At 69.6% G+C, this 16,234-nt stretch carries 12 protein-coding genes; 2 read left to right on the plus strand and 10 right to left on the minus strand.

Features of this window, described 5'->3' with window-relative positions:
- Positions 1 to 321: 321 nt before the first annotated feature.
- The 8 genes from ddaH to sucC all read right to left on the minus strand — a co-directional run bounded on the left by ddaH (position 322) and on the right by sucC (position 9,909).
- Complete coding sequence (ddaH, locus tag AB4Y74_RS12585) at positions 322 to 1,521, minus strand: dimethylargininase (RefSeq protein ID WP_441799413.1); 1,200 nt, start codon at positions 1,519 to 1,521, stop codon at positions 322 to 324.
- A gap of 24 nt (positions 1,522 to 1,545) precedes the next feature.
- Positions 1,546 to 2,601 (minus strand): Glu/Leu/Phe/Val dehydrogenase dimerization domain-containing protein, encoded by a 1,056-nt coding sequence (locus AB4Y74_RS12590; RefSeq protein WP_441799414.1) that lies wholly within the window; start codon positions 2,599 to 2,601, stop codon positions 1,546 to 1,548.
- 128 nt (positions 2,602 to 2,729) lie between these two features.
- Positions 2,730 to 4,310 (minus strand): bifunctional phosphoribosylaminoimidazolecarboxamide formyltransferase/IMP cyclohydrolase, encoded by a 1,581-nt coding sequence (gene purH / locus AB4Y74_RS12595; RefSeq protein WP_441799415.1) that lies wholly within the window; start codon positions 4,308 to 4,310, stop codon positions 2,730 to 2,732.
- Positions 4,307 to 4,900 carry a phosphoribosylglycinamide formyltransferase gene (gene purN, locus AB4Y74_RS12600; protein WP_441799416.1) on the minus strand — a complete coding sequence of 198 codons (594 nt, stop codon included), beginning with the start codon at positions 4,898 to 4,900 and terminating at the stop codon, positions 4,307 to 4,309. Before purN ends, purH begins: the two co-directional genes overlap by 4 nt.
- A gap of 9 nt (positions 4,901 to 4,909) precedes the next feature.
- Positions 4,910 to 6,214 carry a cell division protein PerM gene (locus AB4Y74_RS12605; protein ID WP_441799417.1) on the minus strand — a complete coding sequence of 435 codons (1,305 nt, stop codon included), beginning with the start codon at positions 6,212 to 6,214 and terminating at the stop codon, positions 4,910 to 4,912.
- 55 nt (positions 6,215 to 6,269) lie between these two features.
- Positions 6,270 to 7,652, minus strand: coding sequence for a hypothetical protein (locus tag AB4Y74_RS12610; protein WP_441799418.1), 1,383 nt, complete (start codon positions 7,650 to 7,652; stop codon positions 6,270 to 6,272).
- A gap of 189 nt (positions 7,653 to 7,841) precedes the next feature.
- A complete protein-coding gene (sucD, locus tag AB4Y74_RS12615) occupies positions 7,842 to 8,729 on the minus strand; it encodes a succinate--CoA ligase subunit alpha (RefSeq protein WP_441799419.1) in 888 nt (295 codons plus the stop codon).
- A gap of 16 nt (positions 8,730 to 8,745) precedes the next feature.
- The gene (sucC, locus tag AB4Y74_RS12620) at positions 8,746 to 9,909 is read right to left on the minus strand and encodes an ADP-forming succinate--CoA ligase subunit beta (RefSeq protein WP_441799420.1); all 1,164 of its coding nucleotides are present in this window, start codon (positions 9,907 to 9,909) and stop codon (positions 8,746 to 8,748) included.
- Between the two features lie 235 nt (positions 9,910 to 10,144).
- Between sucC and AB4Y74_RS12625 the strand changes: the two genes are divergently transcribed.
- On the plus strand, positions 10,145 to 11,767 hold the full coding sequence (locus AB4Y74_RS12625) for a hypothetical protein (protein WP_441799421.1): 1,623 nt from the start codon (positions 10,145 to 10,147) through the stop codon (positions 11,765 to 11,767).
- Positions 11,768 to 11,821: 54 nt separating this feature from the next.
- On the plus strand, positions 11,822 to 12,649 hold the full coding sequence (locus AB4Y74_RS12630; protein ID WP_441799422.1) for an oxygenase MpaB family protein: 828 nt from the start codon (positions 11,822 to 11,824) through the stop codon (positions 12,647 to 12,649).
- Here AB4Y74_RS12630 and AB4Y74_RS12635 read toward each other — a convergent pair.
- Positions 12,646 to 13,692: an FUSC family protein gene (locus AB4Y74_RS12635; RefSeq protein WP_441799423.1), complete on the minus strand. Its 1,047-nt coding sequence runs from the start codon at positions 13,690 to 13,692 to the stop codon at positions 12,646 to 12,648. The two genes, AB4Y74_RS12630 and AB4Y74_RS12635, sit on opposite strands and share 4 nt — an antisense overlap.
- Complete coding sequence (locus AB4Y74_RS12640; RefSeq protein WP_441799424.1) at positions 13,689 to 16,217, minus strand: ATP-dependent helicase; 2,529 nt, start codon at positions 16,215 to 16,217, stop codon at positions 13,689 to 13,691. The genes AB4Y74_RS12635 and AB4Y74_RS12640 overlap by 4 nt, the downstream gene beginning before the upstream one ends.
- Positions 16,218 to 16,234: the final 17 nt, after the last annotated feature.

Raw genomic sequence — 16,234 nt, forward strand, 5'->3', positions numbered from 1 at the left:
TCCGACGTGGAGTCGGCGGCGAGCACGCGGACGAGTCGCCGAAGGGCTGCCGACGGTGGCAGGCCTTGTGAGAAGGATGCAGTGCGCGCCGAAGCGCGCGGGCGGGGGCTGGAGCTACCGGCCAGACGGTCGGAGGCCGGCCACGAGGGCGGCGGCGACGGACCCGGGCACGGTGGTCTTTCGTGCGGTCTCGATCGTCGTCATGGCGTCCTCCAGCCTCGATGAATGCATCCTCATGTGCCGCAACAAGGCAGCCCTACAGGATATTGCCAGGGTTGACGAGAAAGCAAGACTTTTCTCGAACCGCCCGAGGGAGGGGACTCAGCGAATACGGATCGACAGGCAGGTCACGCAGCCCTCGAGCTTCTCGAACTCCGAGATGTCGACCTGGACGACGGTGTAGCCCAGGCTTTCGACCAGCGCCACCGACTGCGGGGCCGACGACGACATCAGCACGGTGTCTTCGGACAGGACCACGACGGCCGTGCCCTCGGCCTCGGGGACGGGGAGGAAGCGCTCGAAGATCCGCGGCTCGTCGACGATCGGCTCGTAGCCGATGACCGTGCCGTCGGGCAGAGCGGTGACGGCCGTCTTCAGGTGCAGCGCCTTGGTCATGGGGACGGCCACGACCGAGTAGCCGAGCGGAGCGACGATCGCGCGCAGCTGGCGCACGCCTTCCGCGTTCGTGCGGCCCCCACGGCCGACGTACACCGTCGAGCCGACCTTCAGTACGTCGCCGCCCTCGAGGGTGCCCGGCGCCTCGATGCGCTCCAGGCGCAGCCCCTGCGCCCGCAGCGCCGCCTCGGTGCCGGCGGGCTCGGCCTGGCGCGACTCCGCACCGGGCAGCGTGATGACGGCGGTGTCGCCGAAGACGACTGCGGTGTCCTCGACGAAGACGGAGTCGGCCAGGCGGTCGGCGCTCGCCACCTCGACGGTCTGCCAGCCGGCCTGGGAGAGCGCGGCGACGTAGCCGTCCCACTGCTTGTCGGCGAGTTCCGTGTCCACCGGCTGGCGGTCGATGTGCGTCGTCAGGCCTTCGGCCAGGTTGCCCGCCGGGATGCGGACCAGCGCGATGCGGCGCTCGGCGCGCTCGCCGCCGTCCACAGCCCGGAAGACCGCGTAGCCCGCGGTCGGGAACGCGATCGCGACCGACAGCCAGAACGGCAGGTTGATGCCGATGAACGACTGCAGCAGCTGGCCCCACGCGTCGCCCGAGAGCGTCACCTTCAGCACCGTGAACAGGACCAGGGTGCCGAGCAGCGTGCTCACGAGAGCGAGCACGATGCCCGTCACCACGGCGATCCAGCGTCGGTCCATTGCCCCGAGGAGCGCGGCCACGAAGCCGAGCACCAGCGCCGCCAGCGAGTTCCATCCCACGTACGGCGTCGTGGTCGCGAGCGCCGCCGAGTTGAGCTGGCTGGCGACCAGGATCACGAACGTCGAGGCGACGAACGCGATCGCGGCGACAGCGACAGCGGCGGAGATGGATGCGGCGAGCCGGCGGCCCCAGGAAGACGTCATGAGAACCAACCTAGTGGAGCGCTGCTATGCGTTCGCTGGCTCCCGCAGCCGTGCGAGCGCCAGCTCCTCGGCGGCCTGCAACGTGGTCACTCCCCGCTCGTCGGCCGCACGGAAGATCTCGGCGATCGTGTCGCCGATGCGCTCGACCCGCTCCTGCGTCGCCTCGGCGGTGACGCCCGCTTCTCCCATCATGTCGAGGAAGATGACGCCGCCCGCGTTCACGACGAAGTCGGGGGCCCACAGAATGCCGCGTGCGGCCATCCGCTCGGCGCCCGCGCGCTCGGCCAGCTGGTTGTTCGCCGGCCCGACGACCGCGGCGACGCGCAGCTCGTCGATCACGCGGTCGGTGAGCACACCGCCGACGCCCGCCGGCACGAACAGGTCGCCTTCGACGCGGTGCGCCTCCTCGGGGTCGACCCAGGTGGCGCCGAGGGCATCCGCCAGCGCTCGCTTCGCCGGGTTCACATCCGTGACCGTCAGCACGGCGCCCTCCCCGGCGAGTCGCATCGCGATGATCGAGCCGACGTGGCCGAGCCCGAGCACGGTCACCCGGCGACCGGCGACCGAGCGGCTGCCGAAGGCGCGCTCCAGCGTGGCGAGCAGGCCCGCGTAGACGCCGGCTGCGGTCGCGTCGCTGGGCTCACCCACGCCGCCCTCCGACGGCGGCAGGCCGCAGACGTGCGCGGTGCGCCCGGCGACCACGGACATGTCTTCGGCGCTCGTCCCGACATCCTCGGCCGTCATGTAGCTGCCGCCCAGCGTCTCGACCGCGTCGCCGAGGTCGAGCATGGCCTCGAATCGTTCGGTCGGCGTGAGCACCGTTCCGCGGGGCAGGTAGATGACCGCCTTGCCGCCGCCGCGGTTGAGCCCGGCGGCGGAGTTCTTGAGTGTCATCCCCTCAGCGAGCCGCAGAGAGTCGGCCACCGCCTCCTGCCAGGAGTCGTACGTCCACACGCGGCAGCCGCCGAGGGCAGGGCCGAGGACGGTGGAGTGAACCGCGATGCTGATGGTGAGGCCGCTCCGCCTCCCCTTCACCACGTGCAGTGTTTCGTGCGGCAGGTCTGTGGGCAGGACGGACATCGGTGTCTCCTCGTGGGATCGCGGTGAAAAATGCAACGGTCTTGTGGACCGCCGTCCATTCTCTCGCGCGCCCGCCGCGGAAGCAACGGCGTCGCGACCTCAGTCGCCGAACCAGCTGCCGCCAGCCCTCAGTGGAAGAAGTGCCGCTCCCCGGTGAAGTACATGGTCACGCCGGCCGCCTTCGCCGCTTCGACCACCTCTTCGTCGCGGATGCTGCCGCCCGGCTGGACGATGGCCCGAACCCCGGCGTCGATGAGGATCTGCGCTCCGTCCGCGAACGGGAAGAACGCGTCCGACGCAGCGACGGAGCCACGGGCGCGGTCACCCGCACGGCTGACCGCCAGGTGGCACGAGTCGACGCGGTTCACCTGTCCCATGCCGACGCCCACGGACGCGCCGTCGTGGGCGAGCAGGATGGCGTTCGACTTCACCGCGCGGCACGCCTTCCAGGCGAACTCGAGGTCGGCGCGGGTGGCGGCGTCCGCCTCTTCGCCCGCCACGAGCGTCCATCCGGCCGAGGAGAACTCTGTGAATCGGTCACTGTCCTGCACGAGGACGCCGCCGGAGATCTGACGGAACTCGGTGAGCGAGCGCGCGTAATCCTCCGGCAGCTGCAGGATGCGCAGGTTCTTCTTCGTCTGGAGCAGCTCCAGCGCCTCGGGCTCGTACGCCGGCGCGATGAGCACCTCGGTGAAGATGCCCTTGACCGTCTCGGCCATCGCGAGCGTCACGGTCCGGTTGGCGGCGATGACGCCGCCGTACGCCGAGACGGGGTCGCATTCGTGCGCCTTGCGGTGAGCCTCAGCGATGTCATCCGCAACGGCGATCCCGCACGGATTGGCGTGCTTGATGATCGCGACGGCCGGTTCGGAGAAGTCGTACGCGCTCCGCAGGGCTGCGTCCGCATCCACATAGTTGTTGTACGACATCTCCTTGCCGCCGAGCTGGGTCGCCTGAGCGATGCCGCGTCCGGCAGGCTCGGCGTAGAGGGCCGCCGCCTGGTGCGAGTTCTCGCCGTAGCGGAGGGTCTGCTTCAGTTCGGCGCGGGCCTCCCAGCGCTCAGGGAAATCGTCGGTGGACGGTGCCTCCCCCGCGAACCAGGCAGCAACGGCGCCGTCGTAGGCGGCCGTGTGCGCGAACGCCTTCGCCGCGAGCTCACGACGCTGGTCGAAGGTCGTCCCTCCGGCGGCGACGGCGTCCGTGAGCGCGGCGTAGTCGGCCGGCGAGACGACGATCGCGACGTTGGCGTGGTTCTTGGCCGACGCCCGGACCATCGCCGGGCCGCCGATGTCGATCTGCTCCACGACGTCGTTCCCGACCGCGCCGGAGGCGACGGTCTCCACGAACGGGTACAGGTTGACCACGACGAGCTCGAACGGCTCGATGCCCAGATCCTTGAGCTGTTCCTCGTGCGACGCCAGCCGCAAGTCGGCCAGGAGCCCGGAGTGGATGGCCGGGTGCAGCGTCTTGACCCGCCCATCCAGTGACTCGGGGAATCCGGTGACACTCGCCACATCGGTGACCGCGTAGCCCGCGTCACGGATGGTCTGCGCGGTCGAGCCGGTGGAGACGAGCTCGACCCCGGCGCCGGCCAGCGCCTTCGCGAGGTCGAGCAGGCCGGTCTTGTCGCTGACCGAGATCAGCGCCCGCCGGATCGGGACGAGATCCCGCTCGCGGTACAGGCTCGGGTCGTGACGGGGTCCGCTCATGCTCGGGCTAGCTCCTCGAGGTCGATGTGTCCGTTGGCGATGTCGAGGACGGCGTCGATGAGCAGCCGTCGCTCCACAGGTTTGATGCGCTCGTGCAGGGCGGCCTCGGAGTCTCCGGGCAGCACCTCCACGCGCTCCTGGCTGATGATCGGTCCCGCGTCCACTCCGTTGTCGACGATGATCAGGCTGGCACCGGTCTGCGTGACACCCGCGGCCAGCGCATCCCGAACCGCATGGGCGCCGGGGAACTCGGGCAGATACGCGGGGTGCGTGTTGAGAAGGTCGGGCGAGAGCGCATCCACCACCCGCGGCGGCACGAGACGCATGAATCCGGACAGGATGGTGAGGTCCGGCTGCCACTGCTGGATCTGCTCCAGCAGTGCGTCACCCCACTCCTCGCGGCTCGGGTACGACGTGTACGGCACGGTGAAGGTGGGGATGCCGAAGCGCTCCGCGTGCTCGAAGCCGTCCGCGTCGCGGTCGGCGCCCACCGCGACGACGCGCGCCGGGAACTCGGCGTCCCCTGCGGCGTCCAGCAGTGCACGCAGGTTGGAGCCACCGCCGGAGATCAGCACGACAATCGAGAGCACCCGACCAGCCTAGCGGCGCGCGCGACCGCCCACGACGAGCCCGATGACCGCCGCGACGGCCACCTCCACCGTCGCGATGGCGCCCACCAGCCAGGGATTGGGCCCGACATCGTGCAGGCGCCCCGGTCCCAGAGAACCGGAGGACCACCACGCGAGCAGCCCGAGCTGGATGCCGGCGACGACCCCGATGCCCACGGCGGTGAGGATGCGCGCGCGCAGGCCGCTCAGCCCGCTGCTTCCCGCCTCCACTCGCGACCGCAGCAGGACGGCGGCGAGGAAGCCCGCCAGGAGTGGGACGATGACGCCGACGAGGCCGAAGGCGTACCCGCCGGGAGGGATGACCCCGAAGACCGGCAGCCCCGGCAGCGGGCCGAGCTCCGTGCCGAGCGGGCTGACCGATGAGCCCGACCCGATCGCGAAACCCGGGCCGACGAGCCACGAGGCGATCCACACGACCACGTTCGGAAGCACCGCCAGCTGCCCGACCGTCAGTGCAGCGCCACCCGCGATGCCGGTCTGCAGCTGTTCGTAGAGGCTGATGATGGTGCCGTAATTGCCGAAGATCAGCAGGGCCAGGATCAGCGCGGCGATGCCGATGACGATCGCCGTCGCCGCCGTCCCGGCGCGAACAGCGGCCGCGGCCCCCGCGCGCAGCTGCCCCGGCAGTGCCAGGGTGCGGGCAGGACTCCGCAGAGCCGACAGGACGGCGGGGGCCGCGCCTCCCGACGATCGCGCGGACGTGGTCGTAGCCGTGGCCGATTCGGCGCCGTCGGGGCTCTGGCCGCCTGCGCCGTCCTCGCCCGGTCCGCGCAGCGCCGCGAAACCGAAGCCGGCCGCGATCCCGACGGCGTAGACGAACGGTGGGAGGACGATCCCCTGCCAGACCGAGGGCTGCGCCACAGCAGAACCCGACGAGAACACCACCAGGGTCGAGATGACCGCGAACGTCGCCAGCGCGCTGACCGCCCCCACCAGGCGCTGATCGGTCTCGGCCGCGCGCATCCCCGTCCGCACGCCCAATCCCGCCGTCAGCGCGGCGAAGCCCAGCAGCGCAATCGTCACCTGGAAGGGGACAGCGGCGGCCGGCAGCCCGAGCTGCGCGACCGTCTGCGGGTCGAGCGCGATAGTCAGATTCACGCCGTGGCCGACGAGCCAGATGTCTGCCGACGAACGCCACACCACCCCGAAATCCGCCCCCAGGTGGTACTGGGCCGCCCACAGGATCGTGATCGGGACCAGGCAGATCCCGAGTCCGATGGCGGCGACGATGAGCGCCTCCAGAGCGGCGAGCAGGGCGACGGTTGTGCGACTCATGACCGAACGGAGCCTACCGGCGCGCGGCCTCGCTGGACCGCCGACACTTCGGGGCTCAGGAGACCGTCACGACCGGCGTCTCCTCGTCCGCCTTCTCCGGCACCGTGATCACCGGGCGCTGCAGCAACTCCAGCACCGCGACCACGAGCGCAGCGAGCACCAGCGTCCAGATGATCAGCGAAGGGGTCAGCGGCCGGACGAACAGCACGACGGCGGCGGCGATCACGGCGACCACAGCGCGGAGGAGCACACGCTGGGCATACATCCACTCGCCCGCACGTCCGGTCGTGATGCCGTGCCTCTCCGCCGACTGACGCACCCAGGCGACACCCGACCCGAAGAAGCCGCGCAGTCTGCGCGGCACCGAGAACGGGCCGGCGAACCAGCCGACGACGGCCACGGCGATCGCCAGGACGAGCACGGCGACCGCCGTGTCGATCATCGCGTCGGTGACGGTCGAGAACAGCGTACGGGCCAGGGCGGAGGGAACGAGCGACGGCGTTACCGACGCGATGAACACGAGTCGGCCGCCCGCGATGGCGGCCAACGTCAGAGCCATCGCGAGCCCGAGCCCCACCGACGCCCAGACGAGGGCGAGCGCGCGCCGGCGCGCGACCAGCACGCCCAGCGCGAGCAAGCCGATCGCCACCCACGGGAGCCAGGCCCCCGCAGCGACGGCCAAGCCGTAGAACAACTGCAGCGTCGGGATGGACGAGCTCTGCGCGACCGTGATCGTCCGATCCACGCTCGGGATCTGCGACGCGAACGTGAGCCCCTTGGCCACCAGCAGCTGTTTCACCCGGTCGATGATGGGAGCGAGTTGGATGCCGATCGAGCCGTTCGAGCCGACGGTGATCGCCGATTTCGGATTGTTCTGCATCGTGGCGATCAGCTGATCATGGCTGGTCCGCAGCGCCTGCTGCCACACCTGCGCGAAGGCGTCCGAGGCCACGAACCGCTGGACGGTGGACTGCATCAGGGACACGATCCCCTGGGCGAGCGGCGCCTTGAGGGAGTCGAGCGCCTTCGTGGCGACCGGGCCCGTGCCGAGTTGCGTGATCCCATCGATCACCTGCGAGGTGATCTGCGGGATGTCGACATTCTCCTGCACGGCCTTGACGGTCTGGTCGGTGATGAACGACTGCACGTCGGGATCGTGGGCGAGCGGCGCGTACGTCGCGACGAAGGAGTCGGTGTCCGTGAGCTGCACCTTCGCCCACGACGCCACCACAGCGAGCGGGGCCAGGATCGAACCGACGACGATGAGGACCGTTGCGAGCAGCGTCCACGCCCAGCTCCGCCGATGCTTCTCGGTGGCGGGAAGGGATGCCGTGGGTACGTCCTCCGCAGCCGTCCCGGCCTGCACCCGCAGGGACGCGTTCTCCTCCTCCAGCGCGGCGATGCGCTGGAGCAGCTCGGTGTTCGTCAGGCGTGCCATCCCGTCCCCTTCCGGCGTTCATCCGGCGTTCCGGTGGGCACACTGTAGCGCTGCCCGGGCCGGGTGCGGCAGGGAGCAATTCGGCGGGATCGAACGACAAGAGGCCGGGACCCGTGCGGTCCCGGCCTCCTGATGTCTGGCGTGCGTCGTCTGGCGTGCGTCGTCTGCGTGCGTCGTCTGGCGTGCGGACTACAGCGCGGCGTAGACCTCGCGCAGGAGCTCAGCGGTCTCGGACGGCGTCTTCCCGACCTTGACGCCCGCTGCCTCCAGCGCCTCCTTCTTGGCCTGCGCCGTCCCGGCCGAGCCGGAGACGATCGCGCCCGCGTGGCCCATGGTCTTGCCCTCGGGGGCGGTGAACCCGGCCACGTAGCCGACGACCGGCTTGGTGACGTTGGCCTTGATGAAGTCCGCGGCGCGCTCTTCGGCGTCGCCGCCGATCTCACCGATCATGACGATCGCCTTGGTCTCCGGGTCCGCCTCGAATGCGGCGAGCGCATCGATGTGGGTCGTGCCGATGACCGGGTCGCCGCCGATGCCGATGGCGGTCGAGAAGCCCAGGTCGCGCAGCTCGTACATCATCTGGTAGGTCAGGGTGCCCGACTTCGAGACCAGGCCGATCGGGCCCTTGCCCGTGATGGTTGCGGGGGTGATGCCGACCAGCGACTCGCCGGGGGTGATGATGCCGGGGCAGTTCGGCCCGATGATCCGGGTCTTGTTGCCCTTCTCCTGGGCGTAGGCCCACGCCTCGGCGGAATCCTGCACCGGGATGCCCTCGGTGATGACCACCAGGAGCGGGATCTCGGCGTCGATGGCCTCGACCATCGCGTCCTTCGCGAACGCCGGCGGCACGAAGATGATCGAGACATCGGCCCCGGTCTTCTCGATCGCCTCGACGACGGTGCCGAACACGGGCAGCTCGACGTCACCGTGCGTGACGGTGGTGCCCGCCTTGCGCGCGTTCACGCCGCCGACGACCTGGGTGCCCGCCTTGAGCATGAGGGCGGTGTGCTTGGTGCCCTCGCCGCCGGTGATGCCCTGGACGATGACCTTGGAATCCTTGTTGAGGAAGATAGACATGTTTTTCGTCCTTCGCTTACTTCGCGGCCAGCTCGGCGGCCTTGTCGGCGCCTTCGTCCATGGTGAGCGCGAGGGTGACCAGCGGGTGGTTCGCATCCTTCAGGATGCGGCGGCCCTCCTCGACGTTGTTGCCGTCGAGACGGACGACCAGCGGCTTGTTCGCCTCGTCGCCCAGGATCTCGAGGGCCTTGACGATGCCGTTCGCGACCGCGTCGCAGGCGGTGATACCGCCGAAGACGTTCACGAAGACGCTCTCGACCTGCGGGTCGTTCAGGATGACATCCAGACCCGCCGCCATCACCTCGGCGGATGCTCCGCCGCCGATGTCGAGGAAGTTGGCCGGCTTGACGCCCTTGTGCTTCTCGCCCGCGTAGGCGACGACATCCAGCGTCGACATGACCAGGCCCGCGCCGTTGCCGATGATGCCGACCTGCCCGTCGAGCTTCACGTAGTTGAGGTTCGCCTTCTTGGCCTTGGCCTCGAGCGGATCTGCCGCGTCCTTGTCTTCGAGCGCCTCGTGCTCGGGGTGGCGGAAGTCGGCGTTCTCGTCGAGCGTCACCTTTCCGTCGAGAGCGATGATGTCACCCTCCTCGGTCAGCACCAGCGGGTTGACCTCGACGAGGGTGGCGTCCTCGCCCGTGTAGACCTCGTACAGCTTCACGAAGACGTCGGCGACCTTCTCGACGAGGTCGTCCGGGAACCCGGCCGCCTTCGCGATCTCGACGGCCTTGGCGTGGTCGATGCCGCCGCGCGGGTCGACCTCGATGCGGGCGAGCGCCTCCGGCTTCTCGACGGCGAGCTGCTCGATCTCCATGCCGCCTTCGACGCTGGTCAGCGACAGGTACGAACGGTTGGCCCGGTCGAGGAGCACCGAGAAGTAGAACTCGCGGGCGATCCGGGCGCCGCCGGCGACCATGACGCGGCGCACGACGTGGCCCTTGATGTCGAGCCCCAGGATCGCCTTCGCGGCTTCCTCGGCCTCGTCCGGGTTCTTCGCGACCTTGACGCCGCCGGCCTTGCCGCGGCCGCCGACCTTGACCTGCGCCTTAACGACGGTCACGCCGCCGAGCTTTTCAGCCGCTGCGCGCACCTCCTCCGGCGTGTCCGCGACGATGCCCGGAAGCACCGGGACCCCGTACTTCTCAAACAGGTCTCTGGCCTGGTACTCGTATAGATCCACGGTTATCCAATCCGCTGGTGGTCCGGTGCGCTTGGTGCGCTGCCCGCTGATTTCTCCGGGCGGTCCGACGCGAGATTAGCTCGACGCCGAGATAAATTCGCCAGGAAGAACTTTAGCGCCTCCGCCTGAACGGGCCGAAACCGGCGGAGTGTGCACAGCGGGGCTCGGGATGCGGTTCTCCACCGATCTGCGAACCGGCAGCGGACCGGGCACCCGCCACCGCGACCGTGGATGCATGACCCAACGACCCTTCACACTGATCACCGCGGTGAGCCTCGTCGGACTCGCCGTCCTCCTCGGAGTACTCCAGAGCCTCCTGGCCGCCGCGGCGCCCGCACGCGCGCTCGCCGGCGATGGGCATGGCCCCGGCTATCTCTCCTCAGACGGCTGGTGGCTCGGCGCGTATCACTTCGACGACGGCGCGCTCGGGTTCTGCCTCAACCCGGGCAAAGTGGCGCCGGTCGGCCTGCAGTACAGCTACGCCGACCCGGCGGGGATGGGGTGGTGGACACCGGAGCAATCCGCCGTGTTCGCCTACATCGCTCGCACGTGGGCCGGAAGCGGCGACCGGCTCACCGCGGGAGCCGGACAGCTCGCCACCTGGATGTACGCGGGCATGTCCGATGTCGACGCGCAGAATCATGCGGGACGTGCAGGCGCCGACACCGACGCGGTCTACGCGCGCGCTCTGCAGATGCTCGCCGAGGCGAAAGGCCGCGGCTCGACCGGCGTGCGGGCGGCCACCGTGGTCGAACTCGCCGAGACCGGGCCGGGGCGCGTGCGGGTCGAGCTCGCAGTGGACCGTCTCGCCGGACCGGAGCTCCTCCCCGCCGGCGCCCATCCCGTGCAGGTCAGGCTGGAGGGGGCGACGTTCTCCGACGGGACGGCCAGCAAGTCCGTCTCATCCGGCACCGACGTGGCGATCGCGTCCACGGGCACCGACCCGAGCGTGTCCGTCAGCGCGACGGCGACGGCATCAGATCTGCCGTACGGCAATCGGGTCACCGTGGCTCTGCCGGCGGTGGACGCGCAGGCCGTGCTCATCGCCAAACCCTCGACCGCTTCCGCCGGCGCCTCCGTCGATGTCGCGGGCCCCTCTCCTCTGCCGTTCCAGCCGCGTGTCGAGACGCAGACGACGGCCCCGGAGTCGCATCCGGGCGCAGAGATCGCCGACAGGCTGACGGTGGCGGTTCAGGAGGGGGAAGGCCTCCTGCCCACGTGGGGAGTTCGTTCGACGACAGACGGCTTCGCGCCCGTGCCCGCCGTCGTCGAGAGCACCCTGCTCGGACCCTTCGCCGACCCGATCGTCGAGGCGGAACAGGCCCCGGCGGGGGCGCCGACCGTGTGTACCGTCGAAACCGCGGTTGACGGCGTCGGCGAGTACACGACGCCGTCGTGCGTCATCCCGTCGGACGGGTACTACGTATGGACGGATCGCATAGACCCGGCGCGCACCGACCCCGAGCAGGGCGGAGAGCGGCTGCGGCCGTGGACGTCGAGGTTCGGGGTGGCGAGCGAGATCACACGGGCCGAGACGACGGTGGTTCCCGCAGCCACGACCCCCGCCGCGGTTCCGCCGACCATCGAGCTGGCTGAGACCGGGTCCCACGTCACGGTTCCCGCTGTCGTGAGCGGCGGGGCGGCCGCTGCAGGCGTTGCTCTGATCGGACTGTCGAGAGTCTCATCGCGTCGGGATGGTGCGACCCGACGGATGCGACGCATGCGCGGCCGCCGAGCGGCCCTCGAGAGCATCCACATGGATGTCGACGGGGTCGAGCGGCCCGCCCGTCCGCCGAGGATCGTCGGTCGTCGCCTGACCGGTCCGCGTCGCGCCCGCTCCACCTGGGTGGGGCCGTGAGCAGCCTCGAGAACGCCCTCCCCGGTCGCTCGCAGGACGTCGCGGCAGGATGTCATGGTGCGCAGATCACGCAAGAGACCCGTCGACGTGCGCGACATCGCGTCCGAGGCATTGACCCTCGCGGGCGGCGGGCGGGCGCTCCTCCTGCAGATCGCACATCCCGCTGTGGGCCGGGGCGTCGTCGAGCACAGCGACTTCGCGTCGCGGCTGATGGACCGCTTCGACGCGACGATGCTCTACCTGACGGCGTCCGTGTTCGGCACTCCGGAGGAGTTGCGGGCCATGCAGCGAGTCGTGAACCGGGCCCACGCTCCGGTCCGCGGTGGCCAGGAGGGCGACGGCACCCCGGCGTACAACGCGTACGACCCGGAGCTGCAACTGTGGGTCGCCGCGACTCTCTACCAGACCATGATGGAGCTGCATCGGCGGGTATTCGGCCCGCTGACCGGCGCCGAGGCCGATTCCGCATATCGCGAGCTCACCCTCGCCCTGTCGAATCTGCAGCTCTCACCGTCCCAATGGCCGGAGTCGCGAGAAACCTTCGACGACTACTGGGAGCGGATGGTTGCGGCGCTGCGTGTGGACGACGATGTGCTGCTCGTCTCCCGTCAGATCCTGTACCCGCGCGGCGTGCCCTGGTGGCTGCGGCCGGGCCTGCCCGCCATTCGGCTTCTGACCGCCGGACTCCTTCCCGAGCCCGCTCGGCGACAGTTCCGTCTGAGCTGGAACCCGAGCAGGCAGCGACGGTTCGACCGGCTGATCCGGTGGGTCGCGCTCCTGTACCCGCGACTTCCGTTGCGGCTTCGGCACCTCCCCCGCGACCGGTACCTGGCGAAGCTCCACCGAGCGGTGCGGTCGGAGGTCCCGGCGCACCCGGGCTAGGGAGCGAGCCCCCGGCTGCGCTCGATGCCTCGCGCCAGCAGCACGAGGACGATACCGACGCCCGCCCCGAGGACCGTCTCCAGGACCCGGTCGACGACGAGCACGTTGAGCGGAGTGGGACTGGCCAGGTGCGAGACCGAGAGCGCCAACGGTGTGATGAAGACCAGGGCGGCGCCGTAATGGCGAGCGACCAAGATCTCCGCGAAGAACTGACACACCACGATCACGCCGATCACGACGGCAGCGGGTGGCGACCACGCGAGGAGAGCAGCGGTCACCCCGACACCGGCGATCGTGCCGACGATGCGGTGCAACGAGCGAGAGATCGAATGGGCCGCGCGGGCCGGAGGGATCACCGCGACCAGGCTGACCACGGCCCAGTAGGCGTGCCCGAAGCCGAAGGCGAGGGCGATCGAACCCGCGACGAGCACGCCGACGACGTTCTGCGCCACGGTGAGCCACACGCGTGCATCACGAAGGGCAGCGAAGTCGGGGCTCGGACGACGGCGCAGCTCCGTCACGAGACCGGACCGCGCCAGCATTCCGCGCGAGACACCGGGGATGCGCCGGATGGCCCAGCCCGACATCGTCAGAAGCCACGCGAAGGCCGCCGTGGCGGCCGCCAGGCCGATGCGAGGGAGCGCGTCGGCGGCCGGCGTCGGAACCCCGGCGCAGACCAGCAGGGCGAACACGAAGAACAGCGCCTGAGGGGGCACCATCTGGAACACAGTGACGAACAGCGTCCCGCCTCCCACCACCACGATCAGCGCGAGCACGACGAGCGGCAACGGTTCACCCGCTACAGCGAGGAGCGTTCCCGCAGTGATGCTCGCCAGCAGGGCGATAGCCGCCGCCGTGAGCGTCCGCACGCGGATCCGGTACGGCTCGTTGCGTCCGTACAGCGCGGTGAACGCGCCGAAGGTGGCATACGCGGTGAGGTCGAGCCGGCCGACTGCGAACAACAGGAACAGCGGAACCGCCACGGCGAGCGCCGCCCGCAGACCGACTTCGAGGTTCTTCGGGGCCGTGAAGCGGGGGCTCACAGCTTGTCGATCGGCGCGATCTTGATGAGGAGCTTCTTCGCGCCCACCTTTTCGAACTGCACGTGCGCGACGCGCTTGGCGCCCTGGCCGGTCACCGCCGTGACCCGGCCATCGCCGAAGTCGGTGTGGCGGATGCGATCGCCCGGCTCCAGCTCGAGGTCGCCGTTGTCACGGACCTTGCCCGTGACACGGTTCGGCCACTCGGCCTTCGGCCGCTCCTGGCGGAACGTCGAGGCGGCGAGGCTGTCGTTCCAGCCACCGCCGGAGCCGCTCCCTGTGCCCCCGCCGATACCCGGCCGCCGCGCGTTGAGCGCGCGCGACTGGGTGCCGCCTCGGCCGTTCGCCGAGCCGGGAGACTGGCGCCAGTCGATCAGGTCTGCGGGAATCTCTTGCAGATAGCGACTCGGCATGGCGACGGCGGTCTCGCCGAACTGAGCGCGGGTCATCGCCAGCGACAGGAACAGCCGCTTCTTGGCACGCGTGATCCCCACATAGAAGAGGCGGCGCTCCTCCGCCGGCCCTCCCGGCTCGTTGGCGGACATCCGGTGCGGCAGCAGGTCCTCCTCGATGCCCGTCAGGAACACCGCGTCGTACTCGAGGCCCTTCGCCGTGTGCAACGTCATGAGCGAGACGGAACCACTCGAGTCGTCGATCTCGTCCGCCGCGGCCACGAGCGACACCTCGGTGAGGAAGTCGACCAGAGTCCCGTCCGGGTTGTTGCGCGCGAACTCGCGCGTCACGGCCACGAGCTCGTCGACGTTCTCCGCCCGCGCCTCGTCCTGCGGATCACGGCTGTTCCGGAGAACCTCCAGGTAGCCGCTCCCATCGAGCAGGAACGTCAGCACGTCGGCGACCGTCGAAACCCCGGTCGGGTTCGACGGGTCGATCTTGGACGCCGCTTCGTCGAGCAGGTTAGACAGCTGCAGGATCGCGTTCGTCACCTTCGGGCCGAGTCCCAGCGATGCCGCGTCGCGCATCGCGGCACGGAACGTGAGGCCGTTGTCCTCCGCATAGCTCGCCAGCTGGGTTTCCGTCGCCGGGCCGATCCCGCGCTTCGGCGTGTTCAGGATGCGACGCAGAGCCAGGATGTCGTCCGGGTTGGCGACCGTGATCAGGTACGCCATCGAGTCCTTGATCTCGGCTCGCTCGTAGAACTTCGTGCCGCCCATCACCTTGTACGGCAGGGCCGACCGGATGAAGATCTCCTCCAGCGCTCGGGTCTGAGCGTTCGTGCGGTAGAAGACGGCGATGTCCTTGTAGTCCATGCCGGCACTGTGGAGCTTCTCGATCTCATCGGCGACGAACTGTGCCTCATCGTGCCCCGAGTACCCGGTGTAGCCGACGATCTTCTCGCCGTCGCCCACGGCAGTCCAGAGCTTCTTGTCTTTGCGGTCGAAATTGTTCGCGATGACGGAGTTGGCGGCACTGAGGATGTTCTGCGTCGAACGGTAGTTCTGCTCCAGCAGGATCACCTTCGCGCCGGGGAAGTCGCGCTCGAACTCGACGATGTTCCGGATGTCCGCACCCCGGAAGGCGTAAATGGACTGGTCGGAGTCTCCGACGACCGTCAAAGAGGCGGCCGGGATGAGCCCCGCCGCGTCGCGCAGCGGCCGCACGTTGCGACCATGCTCCTCGAGGTCGTCCACGATCTCCGGCGCCACCGGCATCGTCAGCTCGCGGATGAGGGAGTACTGGGCGTGGTTCGTGTCCTGGTATTCGTCGACCAGGATGTGGCGGAACCGGCTCTGATAGAGGGCCGCCACTCGCGGGAAGGCACGGAACAGGAAGACCGTTTCGGCGATCAGGTCGTCGAAATCGAAGGCGTTGGCGCGGCGGAGCTCGCGCGTGTACTGCCGGAAGATCTCGAGGAACATGACCTCCTGCGGGTCGCTCAGATTCGCCGAGCGGGCATGGGTCTCGAGGTCGGTCAGCTCGTTCTTCAGCTTCGAGATGCGGTTGGCCGCCGCGCCGACGGTGAAGCCGAGGGTGTCGGCATCGAGCTCCTTGATGATGCGCTTGAGGAGCGCGCGACTGTCGCCCGAGTCGTAGATGGTGAAGCTCTGCGTCTTCCCGATCGTCTCGGCCTCGCGGCGCAGGATGCGGACGCAGGCGGAGTGGAAGGTCGAGATCCACATGCCCTGCGCTTTGCCGCCCAGCAAGTGCTCGACCCGTTCTCGCATCTCGTTGGCGGCCTTGTTGGTGAAGGTGATCGCGAGGATCTCGCTCGGCCACGCTTCGCGACTCTCGATCAGGCCCGCGATGCGACGGGTGAGGACGCTCGTCTTGCCCGACCCCGCCCCCGCGACGATCAGGAGCGCTTGGCCTCGATACTCCGCGGCCTCGCGCTGCTGCGGGTTCAGCCCGGCGAACAGCCGATCGCTCGGCCCCCAGTGATCGGACCCGGCCGATCCGGTGCGCGTTCGCCCATCGCCGCCGGCGCGTTCTGCATCGTCGCCCTGCCATCCGTCCAGGATGATCGGGACGGAGGAAGGGGTGGTCTGCGGGGCGTCGGGGAGGCTCGTCATGTCTCAGACGATTTTAG

This window comes from Leifsonia sp. RAF41 (genome assembly GCF_052114085.1).
GTDB lineage: Bacteria > Actinomycetota > Actinomycetes > Actinomycetales > Microbacteriaceae > Leifsonia.

Bases quoted from the DNA above. Each gene is read 5' to 3' on its own strand.
- ddaH (WP_441799413.1), bottom strand. From the start codon at position 1,521: ATGACGTCTTCCTGGGGCCGCCGGCTCGCCGCATCCATCTCCGCCGCT.
- AB4Y74_RS12590 (WP_441799414.1), bottom strand. From the start codon at position 2,601: ATGTCCGTCCTGCCCACAGACCTGCCGCACGAAACACTGCACGTGGTG.
- purH (WP_441799415.1), bottom strand. From the start codon at position 4,310: ATGAGCGGACCCCGTCACGACCCGAGCCTGTACCGCGAGCGGGATCTC.
- AB4Y74_RS12605 (WP_441799417.1), bottom strand. From the start codon at position 6,214: ATGAGTCGCACAACCGTCGCCCTGCTCGCCGCTCTGGAGGCGCTCATC.
- AB4Y74_RS12610 (WP_441799418.1), bottom strand. From the start codon at position 7,652: ATGGCACGCCTGACGAACACCGAGCTGCTCCAGCGCATCGCCGCGCTG.
- sucD (WP_441799419.1), bottom strand. From the start codon at position 8,729: ATGTCTATCTTCCTCAACAAGGATTCCAAGGTCATCGTCCAGGGCATC.
- AB4Y74_RS12625 (WP_441799421.1), top strand. From the start codon at position 10,145: ATGACCCAACGACCCTTCACACTGATCACCGCGGTGAGCCTCGTCGGA.
- AB4Y74_RS12630 (WP_441799422.1), top strand. From the start codon at position 11,822: ATGGTGCGCAGATCACGCAAGAGACCCGTCGACGTGCGCGACATCGCG.
- AB4Y74_RS12640 (WP_441799424.1), bottom strand. From the start codon at position 16,217: ATGACGAGCCTCCCCGACGCCCCGCAGACCACCCCTTCCTCCGTCCCG.